The organism is Betaproteobacteria bacterium (genome assembly GCA_016713305.1).
GTDB lineage: Bacteria > Pseudomonadota > Gammaproteobacteria > Burkholderiales.
Map to the genome: position 1 here is coordinate 441,489 of JADJPK010000005.1, position 23,742 is coordinate 465,230.

The 23,742-nt window shown below is 65.8% G+C and carries 18 protein-coding genes and 1 pseudogene; 11 read left to right on the forward strand and 8 right to left on the reverse strand.

What is annotated here, in order from left to right; translation table 11 throughout:
* Positions 1-101: 101 nt before the first annotated feature.
* The 6 genes from ppc to IPK20_07005 form a co-directional block, all read right to left on the reverse strand.
* Complete coding sequence (ppc, locus tag IPK20_06980; GenBank protein MBK8016484.1) at positions 102-2,876, reverse strand: phosphoenolpyruvate carboxylase; 2,775 nt, start codon at positions 2,874-2,876, stop codon at positions 102-104.
* Between the two features lie 104 nt (positions 2,877-2,980).
* The gene (locus IPK20_06985) at positions 2,981-3,922 is read right to left on the reverse strand and encodes a heme biosynthesis protein HemY (protein MBK8016485.1); all 942 of its coding nucleotides are present in this window, start codon (positions 3,920-3,922) and stop codon (positions 2,981-2,983) included.
* Positions 3,923-4,197: 275 nt separating this feature from the next.
* Positions 4,198-5,193, reverse strand: coding sequence for a uroporphyrinogen-III C-methyltransferase (locus IPK20_06990; protein MBK8016486.1), 996 nt, complete (start codon positions 5,191-5,193; stop codon positions 4,198-4,200).
* A gap of 98 nt (positions 5,194-5,291) precedes the next feature.
* Positions 5,292-6,095: a uroporphyrinogen-III synthase gene (locus tag IPK20_06995; GenBank protein MBK8016487.1), complete on the reverse strand. Its 804-nt coding sequence runs from the start codon at positions 6,093-6,095 to the stop codon at positions 5,292-5,294.
* A complete protein-coding gene (gene hemC / locus IPK20_07000) occupies positions 6,092-7,051 on the reverse strand; it encodes a hydroxymethylbilane synthase (protein ID MBK8016488.1) in 960 nt (319 codons plus the stop codon). The genes IPK20_06995 and hemC overlap by 4 nt, the downstream gene beginning before the upstream one ends.
* 64 nt (positions 7,052-7,115) lie before the next feature.
* Entirely contained in the window at positions 7,116-8,024 is a 909-nt protein-coding gene (locus IPK20_07005) for a hydrogen peroxide-inducible genes activator (protein ID MBK8016489.1), read from the reverse strand.
* A gap of 197 nt (positions 8,025-8,221) precedes the next feature.
* Between IPK20_07005 and IPK20_07010 the strand changes: the two are divergent.
* Positions 8,222-8,964, forward strand: a pseudogene (locus tag IPK20_07010) (glutathione peroxidase).
* A gap of 519 nt (positions 8,965-9,483) precedes the next feature.
* Here IPK20_07010 and IPK20_07015 read toward each other — a convergent pair.
* On the reverse strand, positions 9,484-10,224 hold the full coding sequence (locus IPK20_07015; GenBank protein MBK8016490.1) for a response regulator transcription factor: 741 nt from the start codon (positions 10,222-10,224) through the stop codon (positions 9,484-9,486).
* Between the two features lie 26 nt (positions 10,225-10,250).
* Positions 10,251-11,285, reverse strand: coding sequence for a histidine kinase (locus tag IPK20_07020; GenBank protein ID MBK8016491.1), 1,035 nt, complete (start codon positions 11,283-11,285; stop codon positions 10,251-10,253).
* Between the two features lie 23 nt (positions 11,286-11,308).
* Here IPK20_07020 and argH point away from each other — a divergent pair, with 23 nt between their 5' ends.
* The 10 genes from argH (at position 11,309) to IPK20_07070 (ending at position 23,645) form a co-directional block, all read left to right on the forward strand.
* Positions 11,309-12,745 carry an argininosuccinate lyase gene (gene argH, locus IPK20_07025; GenBank protein ID MBK8016492.1) on the forward strand — a complete coding sequence of 479 codons (1,437 nt, stop codon included), beginning with the start codon at positions 11,309-11,311 and terminating at the stop codon, positions 12,743-12,745.
* The gene (locus tag IPK20_07030; GenBank protein ID MBK8016493.1) at positions 12,742-13,512 is read left to right on the forward strand and encodes an SDR family oxidoreductase; all 771 of its coding nucleotides are present in this window, start codon (positions 12,742-12,744) and stop codon (positions 13,510-13,512) included. Before argH ends, IPK20_07030 begins: the two co-directional genes overlap by 4 nt.
* A 109-nt stretch (positions 13,513-13,621) precedes the next feature.
* Positions 13,622-14,911, forward strand: coding sequence for an ABC transporter substrate-binding protein (locus tag IPK20_07035; protein MBK8016494.1), 1,290 nt, complete (start codon positions 13,622-13,624; stop codon positions 14,909-14,911).
* A 9-nt stretch (positions 14,912-14,920) separates the two neighbouring features.
* Complete coding sequence (locus IPK20_07040) at positions 14,921-15,832, forward strand: branched-chain amino acid ABC transporter permease (GenBank protein ID MBK8016495.1); 912 nt, start codon at positions 14,921-14,923, stop codon at positions 15,830-15,832.
* Complete coding sequence (locus IPK20_07045) at positions 15,829-16,767, forward strand: branched-chain amino acid ABC transporter permease (GenBank protein MBK8016496.1); 939 nt, start codon at positions 15,829-15,831, stop codon at positions 16,765-16,767. Before IPK20_07040 ends, IPK20_07045 begins: the two co-directional genes overlap by 4 nt.
* Positions 16,768-16,855: 88 nt before the next feature.
* Entirely contained in the window at positions 16,856-17,635 is a 780-nt protein-coding gene (locus tag IPK20_07050) for an ABC transporter ATP-binding protein (protein MBK8016497.1), read from the forward strand.
* Positions 17,628-18,272, forward strand: coding sequence for an ATP-binding cassette domain-containing protein (locus IPK20_07055; GenBank protein MBK8016498.1), 645 nt, complete (start codon positions 17,628-17,630; stop codon positions 18,270-18,272). Before IPK20_07050 ends, IPK20_07055 begins: the two co-directional genes overlap by 8 nt.
* Before the next feature lie 27 nt (positions 18,273-18,299).
* Positions 18,300-21,887 carry an EAL domain-containing protein gene (locus tag IPK20_07060; protein ID MBK8016499.1) on the forward strand — a complete coding sequence of 1,196 codons (3,588 nt, stop codon included), beginning with the start codon at positions 18,300-18,302 and terminating at the stop codon, positions 21,885-21,887.
* Positions 21,888-21,920: 33 nt separating this feature from the next.
* Positions 21,921-23,090, forward strand: a complete 1,170-nt coding sequence (locus tag IPK20_07065) for a PLP-dependent transferase (protein ID MBK8016500.1) — start codon at positions 21,921-21,923, stop codon at positions 23,088-23,090.
* Positions 23,091-23,135: 45 nt separating this feature from the next.
* The gene (locus IPK20_07070) at positions 23,136-23,645 is read left to right on the forward strand and encodes a disulfide bond formation protein B (protein ID MBK8016501.1); all 510 of its coding nucleotides are present in this window, start codon (positions 23,136-23,138) and stop codon (positions 23,643-23,645) included.
* Positions 23,646-23,742 lie beyond the last annotated feature (97 nt).

Below are 23,742 nucleotides of genomic sequence, written 5' to 3' on the forward strand. Positions count from 1 at the left end.
GGTCAGCGGATGCCTGACTTGCACACCGGGGCATCAGGGTCGTTCGATGCTAGCACAATGCCATCGGCGTTCTTTCACGCACGGCGGCGGTTCTCGCGCGGTCATCCGCTGTTGCGCAGTCCCGCGGCGATGCCATTGATCGAGAGCAGCAGGGCGCGCTTGGAACGTTCATCCGTCTCGCCTTCGCGCCAGCGCCGCAGGAGTTCCACCTGGAGGTGGTTCAACGGATCGATGTACGGAATGCGGTTTCGCACGCTGAGCGACAGCGCCGGAGACGATTCGAGCAGTTCGCTCTGCCCGGTGATCTCGAGCAGGCACGCCACGGTGTCGTGCCATTCGCTGCGGATGCGTTCGAACACCGCCGTCCGGAGGGGCTCGTCCTCCACCAGTTCCGCGTAGCGCGAGCCAATGGCGAGGTCGCTCTTCGCCAGCACCATGTCCATGTTGGAGAGCAGCGCGCGGAAGAAGGGCCAGTCGCGGTTCATCTCCCGCAGCAATTCCATTCCACGTCCGCCCAGTCGGTCCTGCAGTGCTCGAACTCCCGCGCCGAATCCATACCAGCCGGGCAGCATGATGCGGGACAGGGACCAGGAGAAGACCCAGGGGATGGCGCGCAGATCCTCGATGCGGTCGGACTTCTTGCGCGCTGCCGGCCGGCTGCCGATGTTCATTTCCGCGATCTCGGAGATCGGCGTGGCCAGACGGAAGAACCGGACGAATCCGGGCGTTTCGTACACGAGGGCGCGATAGGAAGCGAACGCGGCCTCGCTCATGATCTCGAGAGCCTCGTGCCAGCTTGCATGAGCGGCCGGCAGCTCGCGCGGGCCCAGCACCGTCGCCTCCAGCGTCGCGGCCAGCAGAGTCTCGAGATTGCGCCTTCCCGTTTCCGGATCCGAGTACTTCGATGCGATCACCTCGCCCTGCTCGGTGATCCGGATCTGGCCAGCTACCGAACCGGGCGGCTGCGCCAGGATCGCCTGATAGCTCGGACCGCCGCCGCGGCCCACGGAACCGCCGCGGCCATGGAAAAGGCGCAGCCGGATGCCATGGCGGGCGAATACCTCCACCAGGGCGAGTTCGGCGCGGTAGAGCTCCCAGTTGGAGGTCAGGAATCCGCCGTCCTTGTTGCTGTCGGAATACCCAAGCATCACCTCCTGGACGTCGCCGCGGCTGTGCAGCAGCCGGCGGTAGTAGGGCACGGAAAAAAGCTCGTCCATGATCTCGCCGCAGCCGCGGAGATCCGCGATGGTCTCGAACAGCGGCACGATGTTGAAGTGCAGGCGCGCCGCATTGCCCGGCTCGAGCATTCCCGCTTCCTTGGCGAGCAGCGCCACTTCCAGCACATCGCTCACGGCGTTCGCGCCGGAGATGATGTACGTGGGAAGCGTGTCCCGCCCGAAGCGGGCGTGGATCCCTGAAGCGGCATCCAGCAATGCCAGTTCGCTCGCCGTGGTCTCGCCGTACTGGAGGTAGGGCGAGCGAAGCAGACGCGGGATCTCCAGTTCCGCCAGCAGCCAACGGCGGCGTTCCTCCTCGTCCAGCGCCGCATAGCCGCCCCGGCGGGCGCCGAGGCGGAACAGTTCGGCGACCACCTGCTCGTGGACCGTGCCGTGCTGACGCATGTCCAGGGGACTCAGATGGAAACCGAAGAGTCGTGCCGCCATGCGCAGCATGCGAAGCCGTCCGCCGGCGACGCGCGCGGATCCGTTGGCGACCAGCGAATCGTGGATGGTCTGCAGTTCGTGGCGGAACTCCTGGGCGTCCGCGTACGGTTCCCCGGAGGTGACGGCTCGCCGCTGGGGGGCATTGAGATCCAGCCGGAGCGCCGTGGCGGCAAGGCGGCTGTAGACGCCGATCAGTGCACGCCGGTACGGCTCGTCGCGGCGGTGGCCGGAAACATCCGACACGCGGTCCGCGAGGTCGGCCAGCGCGTCGGTTACGCCCACGAACCGGATCGACTGCGAAAGCTCGCTGCCCAGCAGGTGCACCTGCTCGAGGTAGTGGTCCATCGCGACGGCGCTCTGCCGGACCACCGCCATCCGCATGACGTCTGCGGTGACGAATGGATTGCCGTCCCGGTCGCCGCCGATCCAGCTGCCGACGCGCAGGTAGGCGTGCGCGCCGGGCGAGGCTTCGGGCCAGCGGCGCCGGATCTCGTCCTCGACATGCGCGTAGAGCTTCGGGATCTCGCGCAAGAAGGTGTTGCGGTAGTAGGACAGACCGTTCTCGATCTCGTCGGCGACCGTGAGCTTCAGCTCGCGCAGCATCCGCGTCTGCCACAGCGTCAGCACGACTCTGCGAAGCGACTCGTCCATGGCCGATTCCTCGTCCGGCGTGAGACGGGAGCGGTCGCGATCGGACAGCAGCCGGGCGATCTCGAGCTGGCAATCCAGCGTGCTCTTGCGCTGGACTTCGGTGGGATGCGCCGTCAGGACCGGCGAGACGAGCGCCGTGTCGAAGAATGCGGCCACCTGTCTGCCGCTCAAGCCTGCGGCGGCGGCTTCATCGAGCGCCGCGGCCACGGATCCACGTGGTGCGGGCAGCTGCGCCGAGCGCCGATTGCGCTCCTGGCGGGTGTTGTGCTGATCCTCAGCGATATTGGCGAGCAGCGAGAAGAAGGTGAAGGCCCGTACCACCGCACTCGAGCGGGTCGCATCGAGCGGATCGAGCATCTCTTCCAGTTCCTGCTTTGCCTGCGGGTCGCGGTCCCGGCGGAAGCGGATCGCGGTCTGACGGATCCGCTCGATGAGGTCGAAATCCTGGCTGCCCTGCTGCTCGCGCAGCGTGTCGCCGAGAATCCGGCCCAAGAGCCGGATGTCCTCGCGCAGCACGCGCTCCGAGTCGTTGACGGTGCCGTTCCGCGTTGTGTCGTTCATGGTCGTAGCCGGCCCCTTCGGACCGCTCCTGCAGCGATGGAAATTCACTGTCCGTCAAGGAAGGTCCGGCCGGAATGCCTGGTGAGGCATCCGGTCAGGCCTTCCTAGAGCAGACGTCGCCGACGACCTCCAGTGACTTCCTCGAGTTGCGCGAGCGCCAGATGCATCGCAGCCTCGGAGTGGCGTCCCGCGTCGTCTTCCTTGCCGGTCGACCGCGCGAGACGTGCAAGCTCCAGGTGCGCCGAATGGGAGGACTCGACGGCCAGGCTCGCTTCGAAATAGCTTTTCGCCTTGCCCCACAGCGACTCGTGAGCACACAGACGGCCCAGGGTCAGCAGGAGCGCCGCATCGCGGGTATGGGAGGGCAGCCATGCCTCCGCCTTCTGGATCTGCTCCACGGTGTTCTCGTCGAGTCCCTCGGCATACAGGGGGACAAGCTGGGAGTCCCAGTGGGACTCCAGGGAGTTCTCGATGATCCGGTGCGCCTCCGCGCCGGCGCCCAGCTGAATGAAGCTTTCCGCAGCGGCCCGGGCCACCAACCCGTCGGACTTGAGCTCGGCCGGCACCTTCTGCCAGGCCTCGCGCAGCTGCTGCATGTCGAGCGCCCGGCGCTTCAGCACTTCCGCCGTGGCGGTCCGCCGCAGTTGTGCCAAGGCCACGGGGTCATAGACGTTGCGCCGGTCCAGTTGAGGCAGCAGCGCCTCGACGCGGTCCCAGTTCCGCGCGAGCTGGTGAGCCTTGAGTTCCAGCCGCAGCGCCGCAGTGTGCTTGTCCTTGATCTGCTCCAGTACCGCAAGCGCGTCGAGATAGCGACGCTCGTCGAGCAGCAATTCGGCCTGGGTGATCCGGCGCAGGTACTCCGTCGAAGCCTCTTCGTCCATGCCGGCAAGGTGGCGGTCGCGGGCGTCGAAAGCGCGCATCTCGTGCGCGCAACGCGCGGCGATGACGGCGGACAAGGCCTTGGCGTGATCCAGCGCGAAGGCCTGCGCGGCTGCCCGCTCCGCTCGTCCATAGCGCCCCTCGAGATAGGCCTGCACCCCTTCCATGAAGGCGGCACTCCCGCGTTCGTGCCGCTTCCGTTCGTGGAACCGCTTGACTTCGGTAGGCAGGCGCAGCGCCGCGACGATGGGCGCACCGCCAGATACAGGGCGATGAAGATGCCGCCGAGCAGCGCAACGGCAAAATTGAGCGAGAGCTCGATGCGGTGATGGGACAGGACGATGAGCACGTAGGCGGAGTTGTAGCGGGCCGCCACCACCAGCCCTACGGCTAGCGCGAACAGCCCCAGCACCCAGAAGAATGTCTTCATTCCGGGGCGCCGTCAGCGCAGGCCACTGCGGTGTCCCGCGGACTGGGCACGCACGGCCTGCAGGCTCTCGCCGATGTCGGGCAACTGGACGGAAAGGTCCGATGCCCCGAACTGCCGCAGCAACGCCTGGGCATTCGCGACCGACTTCGCGCCCGGATCGAAGTGCTGCCTGAGCCATTGCTCCGCCGTGCGCGAGTCGGCGCGGAAGCCGGGCTCGTTGCGGGAGAGCAGGGCGAGGCGCGCGGAAAGCAGCTTGAGCTTGAGGTTCTCCTTCACGAAGTACGCCTGGTCCGGGGACATCAGCGGGACTTCGCGGGAGTCGGCCACCCGGATGCGGAGCATCTCCTTCAGATCGAACCAGACTTCCTTCAGGAAGCGCTGCCACGCGTCGTCGGCCACGGGCCGCGGCGACACGGGTGTCGCCGGGCGCTGATCCGCCGCCAGCGGCAGCTCGTCAACCGCTGCGATGAGATTGTCGAGTTTCAGAGCGAGTCCCGGCACGTCGAGTATGGGAGCGGTCTTCAACCGTTCCACGTCCCGGGCGATCACGCGGCGCAGGCTCAGAAGACCGGGGCGGTCCGCCTGGGCCAGGCGCTTGTCCGCCGCCTCCAGCGCAAGCAAGGCGGACTTGACGTTGCCCGCCAGCTGCAACTGCTGGTTCGCCGCGATCAGCATCTGTTCGATCTCGGCCAGCACCCATTCGTCCCGATTGCGGGCAAGCTCCTGATAGAGCGACTCGAGCGCGATGCGCTGGTTCTGGGACTCGATGAGCTTCGCTTCCATCACGCCGATCCGGCTCTCGATGTCCCGGACGTCGTTGCGCACCCGATCGCTGGAGAGCCGCACTTCCTTGCCGGACGCCTCCATGTCGGCGAGCCTGCGGGCAAGTTCCGTCTGCAGCTTCACCGAATCCCGTTGCGTCGTGGTCCATTGCCAGATGGCCAGCGCGAGCGCCGCAAGGGCGACGACCATGGCAGGGTTCAATCCCGTGGCGACCCTGGACCACATCGGAGCAGCGGCGGGCGCCGGCGCAGGGGCAGGCGCGGCCGGGGGCGCGTTGGGTGCCTCGGTCGGGGCGGCGGGCGGGGAAGCGGATTCGTCGGTCATCAATGCAACGTCTCCCGCACGCCGGTTCCGGAAAGGCGCCTCACCAGGGCGGCTGCCAGCGCCACGTCGCCTCCGGGCGCAAGAACGATGTCGGTCGCCCCGTGAAGCCGTGCTTCCGCAGCGATCCTCTCGTGGACCACGAAATGAGGGAGCACCCGGACAGCATCGCCAAGCTGCCCCGCCAGCGCGCCATAGAGATTGCGTGCACCTTCGCTGCTCGTCAGGGTCACGGCGGCGAGCCGCCGGTCGGCGATGCTTTGCCTGACGGCATCCGGTACCGCCGTGACCGGCAGACGGCGATAGCACGGGATCACGACAACCGTCGCGCCCCGCGCCACGAGTTCGTCGCGCAGCAGCGTACGCCCGCCTTCGCCGGCGAAGATGAGCACCCGCATCCCGTTCACGCGATCGAACGCGGGTAGCCGAAGCAGGGACTCGCTGTCCGCGCCGGACTCCGGCGCGCTCACTCGCGCGACTCCCTGCGCACGGAGAGCCTCGGCCGTGGCCGGGCCGACGGCGAACGCGGGCAGCTCCGCCGGCCATTCGTTCCGGGACCTTACGGCCGCCATAGCGAACCGGACGGCGTTGGCGCTCGCGAAGATGGCGAGATCGGCCGTGGCGAGGTCCAGGACGGCTGCGGCCAGGGGCTGCTCGTGGCGTGGCGGCTGAATGAGGATCGTAGGAAATTCCACGGCTTCACCTCCCTCATCCTGGATGAGTCTGCAAAGAGCACCTGCCTGTTCTTCCGGGCGCGTGACCAGGATCGCCATGCCGGACAGCGGTCCCGCAGCCCGGGCCATCACGGGTTTCCCTCTGCCGCGCCGAGAATCTCGAGCGCTCCGGCGGCGATCAGCTCATCCGCCACGCGCCGGCCCAGAGCCTCCGCGTCCGTATCGTGCATATCGGCCTGCCCCGAGGCTCTTTCGAGACGGGTGCCGTCCGGCAGCGAGACAAAACCCGAGAGCGTTGCCCGCCCCTCCGCTACCTCCGCGAAGCCACCCAGCGGAACGGTGCAACTGCCGGCCAGCGTCCGGCTCATCGCGCGTTCGGCCCGGACGCACCAGGCGGTCTGCGGGTCGTTCAGCACGCTGACCGCCGCGATCACGTCGGAGCGGTCGCTCCGGCATTCGATGCCGAGTGCTCCCTGACCTACGGCAGGCAGACTCTCTTCCGGCGTGAGCAGGCTGCGGATGCGCGCCTCGAGTCCCAGCCGCTTGAGTCCGGCAGCGGCGAGCAGGATGGCGTCAAAGCCGCCCTCGTCCAGCTTGCGCAACCTCGTCTGCACGTTCCCCCGGACCGGCTGCACGTCCAGATCCGGGCGTCGCGCGCGCAGCTGCGATTCGCGGCGCAGGCTGGAGGTGCCCACGCGCGACCCACGGGGCAGCTCATCGACGGAAGCAAAACGGTTCGACACGAAGGCATCCCGCGGGTCTTCCCGCTGTGCGATCGCAGCGATCACGAATCCAGGCGGGAGATTGACCGGGACGTCCTTCATGGAATGCACGGCCAGGTCGGCCCGGCCGTCCAGCAATGCCTCCTCCAGTTCCTTGACGAAAAGTCCCTTGCCGCCGATCTTGGCGAGCGTCGTCCCGAGCTTGCGGTCGCCTTCGGTCGTCATGCCGAGCAAGGAAATCTCCGTTCGCGGGTGGGCCTGCTGCAGGCGGGCCTTAACGTGCTCTGCATGCCATAGAGCGAGGGCGCTTTCGCGCGTGGCGATGATCAGTCTTGCTGGCGAGAGACGCACGGGGGAGGAAGGCATCAGAGAGTCGCGGGGATTCTACCAGCGGGCGTCGCCCGCCATCCCGTCCGGCATATCCGGGTGATCAGGATGCGGGTGCCGGCGAGATGGGAAGATCCAGGCTCGAGATCACCTTGCGGATGGCACGCAGCGCCGCCATGCGGGGAAAGCCGCTGCGGCACGCGGCGACGATGCGGCGGGTGGGCGCGGGCGGGGCGAAAGGCACCGCACGTACCAGCGGATTGTCGTTCCGGGCGGTCAGCGCGGTCGCCGGCAGCACCGATACACCAAGGCCGGACGCGACCATGCTGCGCAGCGTTTCGAGGGAATTGCCCTGCTTTCCCAGGGGCACGGGGCGGGAGAACTCGTGGCAGGCATCCAGCACCTGGTCGCGAAAGCAATGCCCGATGCTGAGCAGGAGCAGGTTCTCGCCGGGCAGTTCGTCGGCAGAGACGCTCTTTCGCCTGGCCCACGGATGCCTGGCGGGAACGATCGCCTGGAACTGCTCGTCATAGAGGATCATCGTGTCGACTCCCGGGGGCGCGAACGGCAGGGCGACGATCGCGACGTCGATCTGCCCCGCCCGCAGCATCTGCTCGAGGACTGCCGTCTGGTTCTCCTCGATATCCAGGGGCATGCGCGGTGCCACCGTACGCAGTCCGAGGACCAGCCCGGGCAGCAGGTACGGTGCGACCGTGTGGATGACGCCCAGCCGCAGGACCCCTTCGAGCGGGTTGCCCTTTTCCCTGGCGACGATCTTCACTCTGGCCGCCTCTTCCAGCACCCGGCGGGCCTGGGCGATCACCTGCTCGCCGGCTTCGGTGAGCAGGATCTCCCCGCCGCCGCGCTCGAACAGCGGAACGCCGAGTTCCTCCTCCAGTTTCTTGACCGATGCCGAGAGACTGGGCTGGCTCACGAAGCAGCGTTCGGCCGCTCGCCGGAAGTTGCGTTCGTCCGCCACGGCCACGATGTACTTGAGCTCGGTCAGCGTCATGCGGGTTCTCCTCTTGCCGATCACTCATGCCAACCCCGCCGGGTCGCGGTCGGGCAGCTTGATAGGAAATACCTATCGGCTGCATCGTAACAAGGTATTGGCCGCCTCGGGCGGCGCCCGCGCACACTTTGATCAGACAGGCCAACGAGACGAAGGCCGGAAGAATCTGCAACCCCTCGACTTTCAGGAGAGTTCACATGTTTCCCAATCACGAAGGCAAGCGCGTTCCCCAGGTCACCTTCCGTGTCCGTGAAGGCAACGAGTGGAAGAGTGTGACGACCGACGACCTCTTCGCCGGCAAGACCGTGGTCGTGTTCTCGCTTCCAGGCGCGTTCCGCCCACCTGCTCCTCCTCTCATCTGCCCCGATACAACGAACTCGCGCCGGCGTTCCGCGCCAACGGCGTCGATGCCATCGTTTGCGTGTCGGTCAACGACACCTTCGTGATGAACGAATAGGCGAAGGACCAGGAGTCGAAGAACGTGACGCTGGTTCCCGACGGCAATGGCGAGTTCACCGAAGGCATGGGACTGCTCGTGGACAAGGCCGACCTCGGTTTCGGCAAGCGCTCGTGGCGGTACTCGATGCTGGTGAAGGACGGCGTGGTGGTGAAGCAGTTCATCGAGCCGGAGAAGGCGGGCGATCCCTTCGAGGTTTCCGATGCCGACACGATGCTGGACTACATCAATCCGGAAGCGAGGAAACCCGACCAGGTGGCCATCTTCACGCGCGAGGGATGCCAGCACTGCGCCCGCGCGAAGACGCTCCTTGCCCAACTCGGCTACGAGTACGTGGAGATTCCGCTGGCCCATACGAATCGCAGCCGCGTGATTGGTGCGGTGACCGGCAAGCAGACGGTGCCTCAGATCTTCGTGAACGGCGAGTACGTCGGCGGTGCCGAGGAACTGGAGCAGTGGAGCCGCAAGCAGCGCGCCGCCTGAGCGGGATGCGATGGAAAGGGGGCCGCCGGGAGAGTACCCCCGGGCGGCCGCCCCCGAAACAGGAATACGAGGCCGTCACGACGTCGTCTCGTCGTCCGGATGCGAAGCCCGGACTGCGGAGAACGCCATTGGCGGCCGTGTTCCCCGAGCCGCCGCTCGCAGCGGTCGGCCGACGCTATGCGGAACGGGATCCCGGGGCGACCGTGACGGGCGCAGTCTCGTTCGGGAACCAGCGGCGATCGCGGGTCATGCTCCGCGATCGCGGCCTTCTTCGGCTCCATGCCGATGCGATCGACGGGACGGTCCTCGGTGCGGAACCGAGGGGACCGGACGAGGAACATCTCGCGCATCTCATCGCGTGAGGCGTCCAGTCGGGCATGTCGGTGGCGCGCATGCCGGAGATGCCCTTCCACCACCCGGGGGTGGAAGAGGGCTTGAGGACGGCCCTGCGAGATGCCCGGTCCAAGCTGAACGTTGCAGGACACCGTAGTGAACCCGGCGGGACCTCGCGGCTCCCCGTCACGCTCCGGACTTGCCGAATTCCCGTACCACGTGGGCCTGCCGCCTGGAGACGGGCAATCGATCCTCGAGCCCTTCGATGACCGCCAGCCAGTGGGCTTCCGGGCTGGCATCGCCCGACTTCTCGAATCCCTTGAGGTGGGCGATGGCCACGAGGCAGCCCCGATGGATGCGCACGAATGCGCGGTGGAATTCCTCTTCCAGGCGCGTGAGCGACTCTTCCACGAGAAATTCCCGGTCTGCCGTCCGTACCGTCACGTACTTGAGTTCCGCTCTGAGGTACAGGACATCCTTGACCGGCACGAGGTGGACGCGCCCGCGTTCCTGGATCGAAAAGTGCGTCCGCGGTTCACGCGCCAGGTTCTCCAGCACTTCGGCCGCAGGCATCGCGGCCCGGACCCGCGCGAGCGATTCCTCCAGGCGGCGTCCGCGCACGGGCTTCAGCAGATAGTCGATCGCGTGCAGTTCGAAGGCTTCCACCGCGTAGCGGTCGTAGGCCGTCGTGAATACCACCCGGGGCGGGTTCGCGAGCTTCTGCAGATGCCGTGCCGTCTCGAGCCCGTCCATGCCGGGCATGCGGATGTCGAGAAAGACGAGATCCGCTTCCATCTCCTGCACCGCCTCGAGCAGCGCGGGTCCGCTGGCGACCTCGGCGACCAGCGAGAGCGGACCATGGGCCACGCAGTCGTTCAGCAGATCCTTGAGGCGATTGCGGGCCGGGGCCTCGTCGTCGGCGATCATCACCCTCAGGGCGCGCGATCCGGCGGTCACGCTGGTTTTCCTCCGACGGCCGACTCGGTGCGGTAAGGAATCCGGATATGCACCTGATAGAGGTTGTCGCGCACCTGCGACTCCAGCCGGCCTTCCTCGTCGAAGTGAAGCGCGAGCCGCTCGCGGATGTTCGCGAGGGCCATGCGGTTGCCTCCGGTGCCCCGGGCGTCGGGATGATAGGGATTCTTGAGGACCATGTGGACTTCGCCACGCAGCTGGAAGATGTTGATCGTGACGGTGCCGGGTTCGGGAGAAGGCTCGATGCCGTGGTAGACGGCGTTCTCCAGCAGGGGCTGGAGAACGAGGGGCGGAACCAGCGCGTCGCGGGGCATCCTGTCCACGTGCCACTCGATGCGGAGCCGCTCGCCCAGGCGCAGCTGCTCCAGATCGAGATACTGCCTGCACAGTGCCACCTCGTTCTCGAGCGGAGCCAGCTCGCGGTTGTCCGCCATCAGCACCCGGAAGAGATCGGCCATGTCCTCCAGCGCCGCCTCCGCGCGGCGCGGTTCGCTGCGGACCAGGGACAGGACCGCATTGATGCTGTTGAACAGGAAGTGCGGCCGTATGCGTGCCTGGAGCGCCTGCAGCCGAGCCTCCGTGAGGGCGGGCGAAAGGGCGCGTTCACGCAGGTGAAAGTACAAGACCGCGGTGCCCGCGGCCAGAAGTGCGAACACGATCTGCCGCTCGGGAAGCGTGGCATCGATGCCGAAGAACCTGTGCAGGAGTGCTTCCGATGCCAATGCGGATGCGGCCGCAAGCGCCAGAACTGCCGCCACGCCGGCGGCATATCTCAGCCTCGAGAGAAAACGGCCGAGAAGCGAGCACAGCGCCAGCGTGAGCAGCGCGGCCGGATGCACGTGAAGGGAGAGGATGGAGAATTCCTCCGGCAGATCGCTCCATCGCGGCGTGAGCAGCAAGGTGGCCCCAAGTGCCAGGGCGGTGACCAGCAGCACGGCGCGCAACCAGACGCCGATGTTCAGGAAATCCGGCAACCGGTCGGGCGGCCGATGCTGCTGATTTATACTCGGCATCGCAGTTCGACTCCCATCGGTCCATGAATTCTGAACAACCCACCCAGCCCGCGCAAGCCGTGGCAACCCCCGCATCGTCCGCTCACACGTGGTCCGGCCGCTTCAGCGAGCCGGTGGACGAACGGGTCAAGCGTTACACAGGCTCCGTCTTCTTCGACAACCGCCTCGCATTGTTCGACATCCAGGGTTCGCTGGCCCATGCGGCCATGCTGGCTGCCACAGGGGTGATCTCGCAGCAGGATCTCGCGGACATTCGCCGCGGCATGCAGCAGATCCGCAGCGAGGTGGAGGCAGGAACGTTCCAGTGGTCGCTGGATCTCGAGGACGTGCACCTCAACATCGAACGGCGGCTGACCCTGCTGGTGGGGGATGCGGGCAAGCGTCTGCACACCGGACGGTCGCGCAATGACCAGGTCGCCACCGATATCCGGCTGTATCTGCGGGACGCCATCGATCGCATCTTGGAGCACCTGGCGGGACTGCAAACGGTGCTGATCGACCTGGCCGAGATCCACGCGGATCTCGTGATGCCCGGCTTCACGCATCTCCAGGTGGCCCAGCCCGTCACGTTTGGCCACCATCTCATGGCCTATTACGAGATGCTCAAGCGCGACGCCGGCCGGCTGCAGGACTGCCGCCGGCGCGTCAACAGGCTTCCCCTGGGATCGGGAGCGCTTGCCGGAACGACGTTCCCCATCGACCGGGAGCAGGTGGCGAAGGAACTGGGTTTCGAGGGGCTCTGCGAGAACTCCCTGGACGCCGTGTCGGATCGCGACTTCGCGATCGAGTTCACGGCGGCGGCCTCCCTCGTGATGACCCATCTCTCCAGACTCTCGGAGGAACTGATCCTCTGGATGAGTCCCCGCTTCGGATTCATCGACCTGCCCGACCGTTTCTGCACGGGATCCTCCATGCTGCCGCAGAAGAAGAACCCTGACGTGCCGGAACTCGTGCGGGGCAAGGTGGGGCGGGTCAACGGGCATCTCGTGGGGCTGCTCACCCTGATGAAAGGCCAGCCGCTTGCCTACAACAAGGACAATCAGGAAGACAAGGAGCCACTGTTCGATACCGTCGACACATTGATCGACACGCTGGTGATCTACGCGGAGATGATGCGCGGCATCATCGTGAAGCCCGACCGGATGCGCCAGGCGGCCTCCGAGGGTTTCGCGACGGCGACCGATCTGGCGGACTACCTCGTACGGAAGGGCACGCCGTTCCGGGAGGCGCACGAAGCGGTGGCCCGGGCGGTGCGGCTCGCTGCCGAACGGGGCGTCGATCTGGGTGGATTGACGCTCGAGCAGTTCCGGGAATTCGCTCCGGTGGTGGACGAGGACATCTACGGCGTGCTGACCCTCGAAGGGTCGCTCGCCGCCCGCGATCACCGAGGCGGAACTTCACCGGCGCAGGTTCGCGCTGCCGTCAGGCGGGCGCGGGAAGAACTGGGCGCAAGGCCATGACTTCGATCTCGGATCTCTTCCGGCTGGACGGACGGGTCGCCTGTGTCACCGGAGGCAACTCCGGGATCGGCCGGACGATGGCGCTGGCGCTCGCCGAGGCCGGCGCGGACGTGGCGCTGGTGGGCAGGGACCCGGAGCGGCTCGAAGCGGCCGGGGTGGAGGTTCGCAGTCATGGCCGACGATCACAATGCGTTCCGGGCAACCTGGCGGACAGGGCCGACCTCGCCCGTGTCGTGGAGGCGGTGTCGAAGGGCCTGGGAGCCCCGGACATCCTGGTCTGCGCGGCCGGAATCAACGAAAGGCCTTCCATGACGGTCCTCGATGCGGACGTCTGGGACCGGACCATGCGGATCAACCTCGATGCGCCCTTTCTGCTGGCCCGTGCCTTCGCCCCGTCGATGGCGGAGCGCGGATGGGGGCGCATCATCAATCTGGCATCGCTGCAGTCCGTGCGCTCCTTCAACAACAGCGGCGCCTACGGCGTGAGCAAGGCGGGCATCGCCCATCTCACGCGAACCCTGGCCGAGGCGTGGTCGCCCCGGGGCGTGAACTGCAACGCGATCGCGCCCGGGTTCTTTCCCACCCCGATCACGCGCGCCGTCTTCAGCGATCCGGAACGTGCGAAGTCGATGGCGGCCCGGACCATGATCGGCCGCAACGGCGCACTGGAGGATCTTCGCGGGGCGACCGTCTTCCTCGCATCTCGTGCTTCGGACTACATCACGGGCCAGGTTCTGTTCGTGGACGGGGGCTTCTCGGCCGGTTGACAAACAAGGGCAAGCTGCTAGATTCCGGCGGTTACGATGCGTCCGGCACTGGCACGGAGGCATGCCGTCCTGGATGCGGCACATTGAATCGAGGGGAGGTAACACGATCATGAAGACATCCGTTTTCCGGTCGGTCCTCGGCGCCGTCGCACTGACGGCGCTTGCAGTGTCCGGGGCTCATGCCCAACAGACGGATTCCATCAAGATCGGATTCGTGACGTTCCTGTCCGGCCCCGCGGCCGGTCCGTTCGGCGTTCCGGCCAAGATGGCGGCCGAGGCGATCGTCGAATCGCTCAACGCCGGCAAGGTGCCTGCGCCCTACCAGCAGAAAGGCTACGGCGGTTCGCCGCTCGAGTTGGTGATCATCGACGAGGCAGGCGGTGCGACCAAGCAGGTGAGCGAGTTCCGCACCCTGGTCCAGCGGCAGGACGTCGATCTGGTCATCGGCTACATCGGCAGCGGCGACTGTCTCGCCATCGCGCCTGTGGCGGAGGAGTTGAAGAAACTCACCGTGCTTTTCGACTGCGGCACCCCGCGTATCTTCGAGGAAGCCAGCTACAAGTACGTGTTCCGCACGCGCGCCCACGCCACGATGGACGCCGTGGCGGCCGCCCGCTACCTGTTCGACAACCGTCCCGCCGCGAAGCGTTTCTCCGGAATCAACCAGAACTATGCCTGGGGCCAGGATTCCTGGAACGACTTCGAGAACACGATCAAGACCATGAAGCCCGAGGTGCAGATCGGCACCTCGCAGATGCCCAAGTTCGGCGCCGGGCAGTATGGCGCGGAGATCTCGGCGCTGATCAACTCCAACTCGGATGTGATCCACTCGAGCCTGTGGGGCGGCGATCTGGAGGCGTTCATGCTCCAGGCCACCCCCCGGGATCTCTTCAAGAAGTCGCAGCTCATTCTCGTCGCGGGCGAACCGAACCTGCATCGCATGGTGGGCAACGTGCCGGATGGGACCATCGTCGGCGCCCGCGGCCCGCATGGCCTGTTCGCCCAGCCTTCGACCCTCAACACGTGGCTCAAGGACATCTACAAGGCCAAGGCCGGCATCATTCCCAACTATCCCGCCTACAGCGTCGCGCAGGCGGTCCTGGGGGTGAAGGCCGCTTATGAAAAGGCCCAGCAGAAGAAGGGCGGAGGCGCTCCTTCGCAGGACGAGATCATCGCCGCGCTCGAGGGCATCACCTTCGACTCGCCGTTCGGCAAGGTCTCCATGGCGCTGGGCAAGGGCCATCAGGCCGTGCAGGGAACCGCGTACGGGACTACCCGCACGGAGAACGGCGTGGTCAAGGTCGGCAACATCAAGTACTACCCCGCCGAGCAGGTGCAGCCCCCGGAAGGCGTGTCTTCGCTGGACTGGATCAAGTCCGGATTCAAGAAAACCAAGTAACGTTCCCGCATGAGTCAGATCGTCGCGGTCCTGGTCGACGGGATCGTCTATTCCTCGTGGCTTTTCATCATCGCGGTCGGCCTCACGTTGATCTATGGCGTGATGAAGATCCTCAACATCGCCCATGGGAGCCTTTATGCCCTGGGCGCCTTCGCGGCAGTGTCGATGGCCGGCGCATGGTTCTCGCACGGCTATGCGCCGATGGGGAGCTTCGCGATGCTCGCGCTGGCCGCCGTGGCGGTCGGATTGATCGCCGGCCCCGTCATCGAGCGCGGCCTGCTGCAGTTCCTGTACGGCAAGGACGAAGTCGTGCTGGTGCTGGTGACGTACGCGCTGTTCCTCATCCTCGAGGACTTCATCAAGCTCGTCTGGGGTGTCGACCCGCTGTTCGTCCAGGGCCCCAATGGCGAGACCCCGTATGGCCTGCTCGGCAACTTCGAAATTGCCGGATTGACCTATCCCGTCTATAACCTGCTGCTGCTGGGTGTGGCTGTCGTGTCGGGCCTCTCGCTGGCTTGGGCGCTCAACAAGACGCGGTCCGGCAAGCTCCTTCTGGCCGTGATCCACGATCGCGAAGTGAGCGGTGCGCTCGGCATCAACGTGAGCCGCACTTATTTCGTGACGTTCACGATCGGCGCGTTTCTGGCGGCTGTGGGCGGTGCGCTCACCGCCCCCACCGTTTCCGTGGTCACCGGCATGGGCGCCGAAGTCATCGTCATGGCATTCGCCGTCGTGGTCATCGGAGGGCTGGGCAGTCTGCAGGGCGCGGCTCTGGGAGCGCTCATCGTGGGCCTTGTCCGAGCGGCTGCGGTTCACTATCAGCCGGAAGTCGAACTCTTCAGCGTCTATTTCGTCATGGCCGTCGTGCTGATCCTGCGGCCCAAGGGACTGTTCAGTGGCGCGGAGGTGCGCAAGATATGAAGTTCGATCGCACCGTTCTGGCCCTTTTCGTCCTGGCAGCCGTTCTTCTTGTCGGCGGCCCGATGTTTCCAAAATGGCTCGTGTCCCTGCTGAACGTGGCCATGTGCTACGGCATCGTGGTGCTGGGCATGCTTTTGCTCATGCGCACGGGACTGGTCTCGTTCGGCCACGGCCTCTACTACTGTCTGGGTGCGTATGCGGCCGGCGTTCTCGATCAGCTCGCCAAGATCTCCGACATGCTCGTCATGATGCTGGCGGGAGCATTGGTGACGGGGCTGGTCGCCGCGTTGCTGGGTCTGCTGCTCGCCAAGTATCGCGACATCTTCTTCGCCATGCTTTCTCTCGCGTTCTCGATGATTCTCTACGGGACGCTGGTGAAGAGCGCATCGTTCGGTTCCACGGATGGCTTCAACGTTTCCGCGAAGTCCATCGCCGGCATGGCCATCGAAAGCGAATCGCTCCGGATCACGGTATTCAGCCTGTCCGTGGTGGTGATGCTGGTCTGTGCCGTGTTGCTCCACTGGTATCTCTCCTCCCATCGAGGGCGTCTCGCCGGGGCCATCAAGGACAACGAATTGCGCGTCGAGTACATGGGGGCTTCGGTGCGCTCCACCGTCCACCTCAACTACGTGTTCTCGGCGGTTCTCGCCGGGGTGGGCGGTGCGCTCATGGCCATCAACATCGGTCACATCGATCCGGAGATGACCTATTGGCCGCAGTCGGGCGAGTTCGTGTTCATCGCCATTCTGTCGGGAACGGGGAGCGTCTTCGCTCCGCTCGGCGGCGCGCTGGTGTTCGAGTCGGTGCGAAGCTTTGCGTACGAGTATTCGCCGAACACCTGGCAGATGGTCCTGGGGATCACCATGCTGATCGTGATGATCTTCCTCCCGGACGGGTTGTGGTCGCTCTTCGTGCGGCGCAAGGCTGCCGCCTGAAGCCGGGGAACACCGTGCCGAACATTCGAATTCCTGGCGTTCGCGGGGACGGGCAGCGCGAATGCGGACGCCACTGGGGAGTTGTGACATGGCTGTGATTCTGGAGGCGAAGGGGCTCAACAAGAGCTTCGGTGCCGTCACTGCGGCCTCGAACATCAACGTGGCGGTGGAGCAGGACTCCGTGGTGGGCCTGATCGGCTCGAACGGAGCGGGCAAGACCACGTTCATCAACATGGTGACGGGCTACCTCACGCCGACTTCCGGCACGATCTCCTTCGACGGACGTGACATCACATCCCTCAAGCCGCGGCAGATCACGCAGATGGGAATCTGCCGTTCGTTCCAGATCCCTCAGCTGTTCAATTCCATGTCGGTCCACGAGAACCTGCTCGTGGGCGTGGGCATCGTCATCCAGGCGGGCAATCGATGGGGTACCAGGAATGCTGCCTACGACGATCCCGTGAAGGCTGTCGATGCGATGCTCGAGCAGTTCAACCTGGGCGCCTACCGGGACCGCCAGGCGGGACTGCTGCCCGAAGGCACGCGAAAGCTCCTGGATATCGCGATGGCGATGGTGGTCCGGCCCCGCATCCTGCTGCTGGACGAGCCCACCAGCGGCGTGTCGGCCGACGAGAAGTTCAGCCTGATGGACATGGTCATGAATGCGGTTCGGGAAAACAAGGTGACGGTGCTGTTCGTGGAACATGACATGGAAGTCGTGGAGAAGTACACGCACCGAATCCTGGCTTTCTACGAAGGGCGCATCATCGCCGACGGCGAGCCCGCGAACGTTCTGAACGACGTCGAGGTCCGTCGCTACGTGATCGGAGAGCACGTGCCGGCCGCAGGAGACACGGCCCATGCTTGAAATCCGCAACCTCGACGTCTCCATCGGTCCCGTGGGCATTCTGCGAGGGGTCGACATGACCGTGGGCGAAAGGCAGTTCGTCGGTCTCATCGGCCGCAATGGTGCGGGAAAGACGACGCTCATGCGCGCGATCATGGGCATCCTGCCCGCCCGAAGCGGCTCCATCCAGTACGAGGGGCAGGTCATCGATCGCATGCCCGTTCACTTGCGCGCCCGCAACGGGATCGGGTACATGCCCGAAGACCGGCGACTGGTGCCGACGCTCACGGTGGAGGAGAACGTGCTGGTTCCAGCGTGGGCAGGCAACCGTTCCGATGCCAACGAGCGCCTGGCCCGCGTCTACCGCATGATTCCGGAAGTCGAAACGTTCAAGGCGCGCAAGGCCCTCCAACTCTCCGGCGGCCAGCAGAAGCTCGTGGCGCTCGCCCGGGCGCTCATGTCGGGCACGCGCATGCTGCTGCTGGATGAACCCTTCGAAGGCGTGGCGCCCGTCCTGGCACGCCGCCTCGCAGAGGTGATTTCCGGACTCAAGTCCGAAGGTCTGTCGATCATCCTCACGGAATCGGATCTCTCCCATTCCGCGGACATGCTGGACAGCATCTACACGATCGATCGCGGCGCGGTGTCGGCGGGCTGATCGCGCTCGGGGGCGGCGGCACCTCGGATGCAGCAGACCGACCCACGAGAAACTTCCGCAGGCAACGACGGCGGCCGCCGACTGGGCCGGCTGCTGGCCGGCGTCGCCGTTCTCACGGGTCTGTCCGTCGGCTTGTTCGGATTCGCCGCATGGCAGTCGGTCAGCGACGAACTGCACCAGCGGGCGGGCGAACTGGCGCGGCTGGGAGCCCGGTCCGCGGGCCACTTCCATGACAGGTTCGTCAGCGCACTGAAGGGCGCCGCGGCCGAACTCCATGAAGAAGACGCGATCGTCGACGCCGACAAGGCCAGGGGGGTCCTTCAGCGGATGGCCACGGTGGTGCCCGGCATCCATCGGATGCTGCTGCTGGCGCCCGGCGGCCGGATCCTCGCGGATTCCGCGCCCTCCTCGGCACCGGCCTTCGCGAAGGAGTTCTTCGTCAGCCTGGAATCCACCGGCGGATCAGTCAAGATCGGCCGTCCGGTCCGCGAACCTTCCATGCAGGAATGGATCGTTCCCATGTGTATCGCCTTGGGGGAATCCCCCGGTGTGGGGCCCTACAGCGTCGTGGTCACCGCGACGGTGCAGAGCCAATGGGAACTCGTCGGCGAGATGGGGATTCCCCCCAACTGGGTTCTGGCGCTTCAGCGTGAAGACGGGTTCATTCAGGGGCGCTGGCCGGCCCCTTCGGACGCCGGCCGGCTGTTCGCCCGGAAATTCGAAGGCCCGGTCGGAGTGGCTCTCAAGGCGCAGCCGGATCTCACGGAAGGCTATACCGCGGGGGCGAGCCCGACGACGGGTGAAGCACGCCTCTACGCCTTCCGCCGTGTCCCGGATTATCCCTTCACGATGCTCGTCTCCGTGCCGCGCGACAGCCTTCTCGCGGCATGGCTCGATCGCGTGCGGTGGCCATTCCTTCTCTTCGGACTCATCGCGCTGGGCAGCCTCTGGGTCTATCGGCGCAATACGGCTCAGCAGGAGCTGTTCACGGCAGAGGTGGCAAGACGCCGGATCCGCCTGGAACTGCTGAACGGAATCACGACCGACGCCGTCGGTGGCCTGCTCTTCGACCAGGTGATCCACCGCACTCTCGCCAAACTGCATCACCGTTTTCCGGGTCTGCGCGTCTCGTACGGGGTCCTGGGCAATGACGAAGTCGTGCGGTTCCGGGATTCGATCGATGTACCCGGACTCGCCTCCATGGCCCACAGCTCGATCGACTGCTCCGGCGCTTCCGCATATACCGCCACGCTGCGTGCCGAACTGCCCGTCGTCGTCGTCGATTGGCTCAGTGACGCACGGGTGGCGGCGTTCCGGGACTCGAGTCCGTGCGCCTGCGTCCGTTCGAGCCTCGATGTGCCCTTCTCCTGCGCCGATGACACGATGGGCGTCATCTGTCTGGATGCTCTTCAGCCTCGCTACTGGAACGAAGACGATGTGGACACCATGCGGGAGATCGCAGCCCAGGTGGGGCTGGTTCTTCGCAATTACGAGGCCGAACGCGAGCGGTCCGCAGCCGTGGCGCAGCTCGGTGAGCGCGAGGCGCGATTTCGCCGGCTGGCGGAGCTTTCTTCCGACTGGTTCTGGGAATCCGGACCGGACCACCGGTTCCTGGCGCAACGCGAGTATCCGTTGCATCCGATCGTCAACGAACTGGGCGGCAATGACTACGTGGGCAAGACACGCTGGGAGCTTCCCGGCATCACCATCGACCCCGATGCATTGCGACGCCACCAGCAGGTGCTCGCCATGCACTTGCCATTCCGCGATTTCGAGTACGAACGGCTGACACCGGCTGGCGATCATCGCTACGTATCCGTCAGCGGCGTTCCACGCTTCGGCGAGGAGGGCCAGTTCCTGGGCTATGAAGGTGTCGGGCGCGACGTCACGGAGCGCCGCCACGCGGAAGGGGCGCTGCGTGCGAGTGAAGCCCTCTTCAGCGCCGTTTTCAACAGTTCGCGGGACGCCCTGTTCCTGGGCAACATCGCCGACGGCACGATTTTCGACTGCAATCCCCGTGCGATCGCATTGTTCGAGGCGGGGTCGCGCGAGTTCATCCTGAGCCGGCCCGGCCACGCGTTGCTGCGGCACCCGCTTTCCCGCGGCGAACTTGCGTCCCGTCTCGCGCGATTGGACCGCGGTGAAGCCGTGCGCGAGGATCTGGAGTTCCGGACCCGCACCGGCCGCAGGTTCTGGGCCGAGATGCTTGCGACTCGGCTCGAGATGCCAGGCAAGCGCGCCTACGTGGTGCGGGTCGCCGACATCACGGAACGCAAGGCGGCCGAAGACCAGATCCGCTATCTGGCGCAGCACGACGCCCTCACCGATCTTCCCAACCGCACGTATCTCCACCAGGCCGTGGCGCATGCGGTCGAGCGCGCCAGAAGAACCGGCGAGCGCGTGGCGTTGTTCTTCATGGATCTGGACCGTTTCAAGATCATCAACGACACCCTGGGACACGGCGCGGGCGACCTCGTGCTGCGCGAGACGGCGCATCGCCTGAGACATGTGCTGCGAGCTTCCGACACCATCGCCCGCCAGGGGGGCGACGAATTCGTCGTACTTGTCGAAGACTTCCAGTCGCAGCTCGACCTGATCGGTGTCGCGCGCAAGGTGCTCGATGCCGCGAGTCAGCCCTTCGTCCTCGGCGGGAGGGAATACGCACTGTCGGCGAGCGTGGGCGTCAGTACGTTTCCCGACGACGGCGCGGACATCGAATCACTGTTCAAGGCGGCGGACATCGCCATGTACCGGGCGAAGGAATCCGGCCGCAACACCTTCCAGTTCTACGCGCCGCAGCTCAACACCCACTCGGTGGAGCGGCTGTCGCTGGAGGCCGCCTTGCGGCGCGCCATCGATCGGGGCGAGCTCAGGCTTCACTATCAGCCCAAGCTGGAACTGGCCTCGGGTCTGGTCGCGGGGGCCGAGGCGCTGCTGCGGTGGCAGCATCCTGAAATGGGCATGCTCCTGCCCGCCCAGTTCATCGGGATCGCGGAAGACAGCGGTCTCATCGACGAACTCGGGGCGTGGGTCCTTGGCGAGGCCTGCCGCCAGCTGAGCGTCTGGCACCAGGCGGGACTCACCGATCTCTCCATCGCGGTGAACGTGTCCGGACGCCAGTTTCTGCAGGGCCACGTGCTGGGACAGGTGACGGCTGCGCTCCAGGCCGCGAACCTGCGGCCGAGGCACCTTGAGGTGGAACTCACGGAAAGTACGGTCATGTCCAATCCCGATCTCGCCACACGGACGCTCAAGGAACTGCACGATCTTGGCGTGAGCGTGGCGATCGACGATTTCGGAACGGGGTATTCGTCGCTCGCGCATCTCAAGCGCTTTCCGGTGGCTACCCTCAAGATAGACCGGTCGTTCGTGCAGGGCCTGCCGGATGACCCGGAGGACGCCGCCATCGCACAAGCCATCCTCGCGCTGGCCAGGAGCCTCGGGCTTCGTGTCGTGGCGGAGGGCGTGGATTTTCCCCGGCAACTGGTGTTTCTGGCGGCCCACGGCTGCGATTTCGTCCAGGGCTACTGTGTGGCCAGGCCGCTTCCCCCCGCCGCTTTCGCGCGGTTCGCTGCAGACCTCACGCTCGAGACCGGAACGGGCGGACCCGTGTAAACTCGAAAGCCCAGTCAGCGTGGCGTTTCGCACATGAGCCAGCCCAAGATCCCTGCAGGTTTCAACACCCGTTCGATTCACGCCGGCCAGTCACCCGACCCCAGCACGGGCGCGGTGATGCCTCCCATCTATGCGACGTCCACGTTCAAGCAACGCTCGCCTGGCGAACACACGGGCTTCGAGTACGCGCGGACACAGAATCCGACGCGCATGGCGTTCGAGCGGTGCATCGCGGACCTCGAAGGCGGATCGTCGGCCTGGGCGTTCGCGTCCGGTCTGGCCGCCATGGGAACCGTGCTCGAAGTGCTGGAGGCGGGCAGCCACATCGTCGCGGTCGACGACATGTATGGCGGCAGCTGGCGCCTGTTCGAACGGGTGCGTGCGCGGTCCATGGGTCTCAAGGTGTCGTACTGCAATCCGGACGATCCCGCGTCGATCGAGCGCGCTCTTCTCCCCGAGACCCGCATGATCTGGGTGGAAACACCTTCCAACCCGCTCCTCAAGGTCACCGACCTGCGAGCCGTGGCACGCATCGGGCGGGCCCGGAACATCCTCACGGTGTGTGACAACACTTTTGCGTCGCCCTACGTGCAGCGGCCTCTCGAGCTGGGTTTCGACATCGTCGTGCATTCCGTCACCAAGTACATCAATGGCCATTCCGACGCCGTCGGTGGCGTGGTGGTCATCGGTGACAACGCGCAGTTGAACGAGCGCCTGTCGTTCATGCAGAACGCGGTCGGCGCCATCATGGATCCCTTCACCAGCTTCCTCGTGCTGCGCGGGCTCAAGACGCTGCCGCTGCGCATGGAACGTCATTGCACCAATGCGCTCGAACTCGCTCACTGGCTGGATGCGCATCCGAGAACCGAGAAGGTGCTCTATCCCGGTTTGCCCAAACATCCCCAGCACGGTCTCGCGGCCGCACAGATGCAAGGATTCGGAGGCATGGTGTCCGTGTTTCTGCGGACCGATCTCGCCGGGACCAAGAGGTTTCTGGAGCGTTGTGAACTTTTCACGCTCGCGGAATCCCTGGGGGGTGTCGAGAGCCTCGTGGGTCACCCCGGACTGATGAGTCATGCGTCGCTGCCGGCGGAGCGCCGCGCAGCGCTGGGCCTGACCGACAATCTGGTGCGTCTTTCGGTGGGCATCGAGGACACCGCGGATCTCAAACGAGATCTCGAGGCCGCGTTCAGCGCCATCTGATACCGCTTCACGGCCGCATCCCCGCGAGGAAATCGACTACCGACCATGCTTGCTCGCACGATCCTGAGGCCGCGGCTGCTGTTCGCGGCGATCTTCGTGGGTTGCACGGGACTGCTCGGTTTCGGGCTGTACCTGCAGCATGCCCTCGATCTCCAGCCTTGCCCGATGTGCATCCTTCAGCGCTATGCGTTCGTGGCCGTGGGGATCATTGGCCTCGTCGCCGCCATTCACAATCCGGCGGGCTGGGGACGGCGTGCATATGCCGTGCTGGTCGCATTGGCAGGCTTGGCAGGGGGAGGAGTGGCGGCCCGCCACACGTGGCTCGAACACAACCCTCCCGCCATAGCGGACTGCGGACCGGACCTCGAATTCATGGTCGGATCGTTTCCCCTGGGCGAGGCACTGCCCATGATCTTCAGAGGGTCCGGAGACTGCTCGAAAGTGCAGTGGACCTGGCTCAATCTGTCCATTGCCGAGTGGTCTCTGGTGGCCTTCATCGGCATCGTGGCGATTGCGGCCGTGACTTGGGCGATTGCCGGCAAGAGAAAGGCCTGACGCTGCAAGGCCGTCGTAGCATGCAGCTTCTGGCATGACGCCCAGGGCCGCTCCGGTACCAGGCAGTTCTGTGCGCCACGCGGCAATTGCCACCTGG

Coding starts and splice junctions, on each gene's coding strand:
- ppc (MBK8016484.1), bottom strand. CDS start 2,876: ATGAACGACACAACGCGGAACGGCACCGTCAACGACTCGGAGCGCGTG.
- IPK20_06985 (MBK8016485.1), bottom strand. CDS start 3,922: ATGGAAGGGGTGCAGGCCTATCTCGAGGGGCGCTATGGACGAGCGGAG.
- IPK20_06990 (MBK8016486.1), bottom strand. CDS start 5,193: ATGTGGTCCAGGGTCGCCACGGGATTGAACCCTGCCATGGTCGTCGCC.
- hemC (MBK8016488.1), bottom strand. CDS start 7,051: ATGCCTTCCTCCCCCGTGCGTCTCTCGCCAGCAAGACTGATCATCGCC.
- IPK20_07005 (MBK8016489.1), bottom strand. CDS start 8,024: ATGACGCTGACCGAGCTCAAGTACATCGTGGCCGTGGCGGACGAACGC.
- IPK20_07015 (MBK8016490.1), bottom strand. CDS start 10,224: ATGATCGCCGACGACGAGGCCCCGGCCCGCAATCGCCTCAAGGATCTG.
- IPK20_07020 (MBK8016491.1), bottom strand. CDS start 11,285: ATGCCGAGTATAAATCAGCAGCATCGGCCGCCCGACCGGTTGCCGGAT.
- argH (MBK8016492.1), top strand. CDS start 11,309: ATGAATTCTGAACAACCCACCCAGCCCGCGCAAGCCGTGGCAACCCCC.
- IPK20_07030 (MBK8016493.1), top strand. CDS start 12,742: ATGACTTCGATCTCGGATCTCTTCCGGCTGGACGGACGGGTCGCCTGT.
- IPK20_07035 (MBK8016494.1), top strand. CDS start 13,622: ATGAAGACATCCGTTTTCCGGTCGGTCCTCGGCGCCGTCGCACTGACG.
- IPK20_07040 (MBK8016495.1), top strand. CDS start 14,921: ATGAGTCAGATCGTCGCGGTCCTGGTCGACGGGATCGTCTATTCCTCG.
- IPK20_07045 (MBK8016496.1), top strand. CDS start 15,829: ATGAAGTTCGATCGCACCGTTCTGGCCCTTTTCGTCCTGGCAGCCGTT.
- IPK20_07050 (MBK8016497.1), top strand. CDS start 16,856: ATGGCTGTGATTCTGGAGGCGAAGGGGCTCAACAAGAGCTTCGGTGCC.
- IPK20_07055 (MBK8016498.1), top strand. CDS start 17,628: ATGCTTGAAATCCGCAACCTCGACGTCTCCATCGGTCCCGTGGGCATT.
- IPK20_07060 (MBK8016499.1), top strand. CDS start 18,300: ATGCAGCAGACCGACCCACGAGAAACTTCCGCAGGCAACGACGGCGGC.
- IPK20_07065 (MBK8016500.1), top strand. CDS start 21,921: ATGAGCCAGCCCAAGATCCCTGCAGGTTTCAACACCCGTTCGATTCAC.
- IPK20_07070 (MBK8016501.1), top strand. CDS start 23,136: ATGCTTGCTCGCACGATCCTGAGGCCGCGGCTGCTGTTCGCGGCGATC.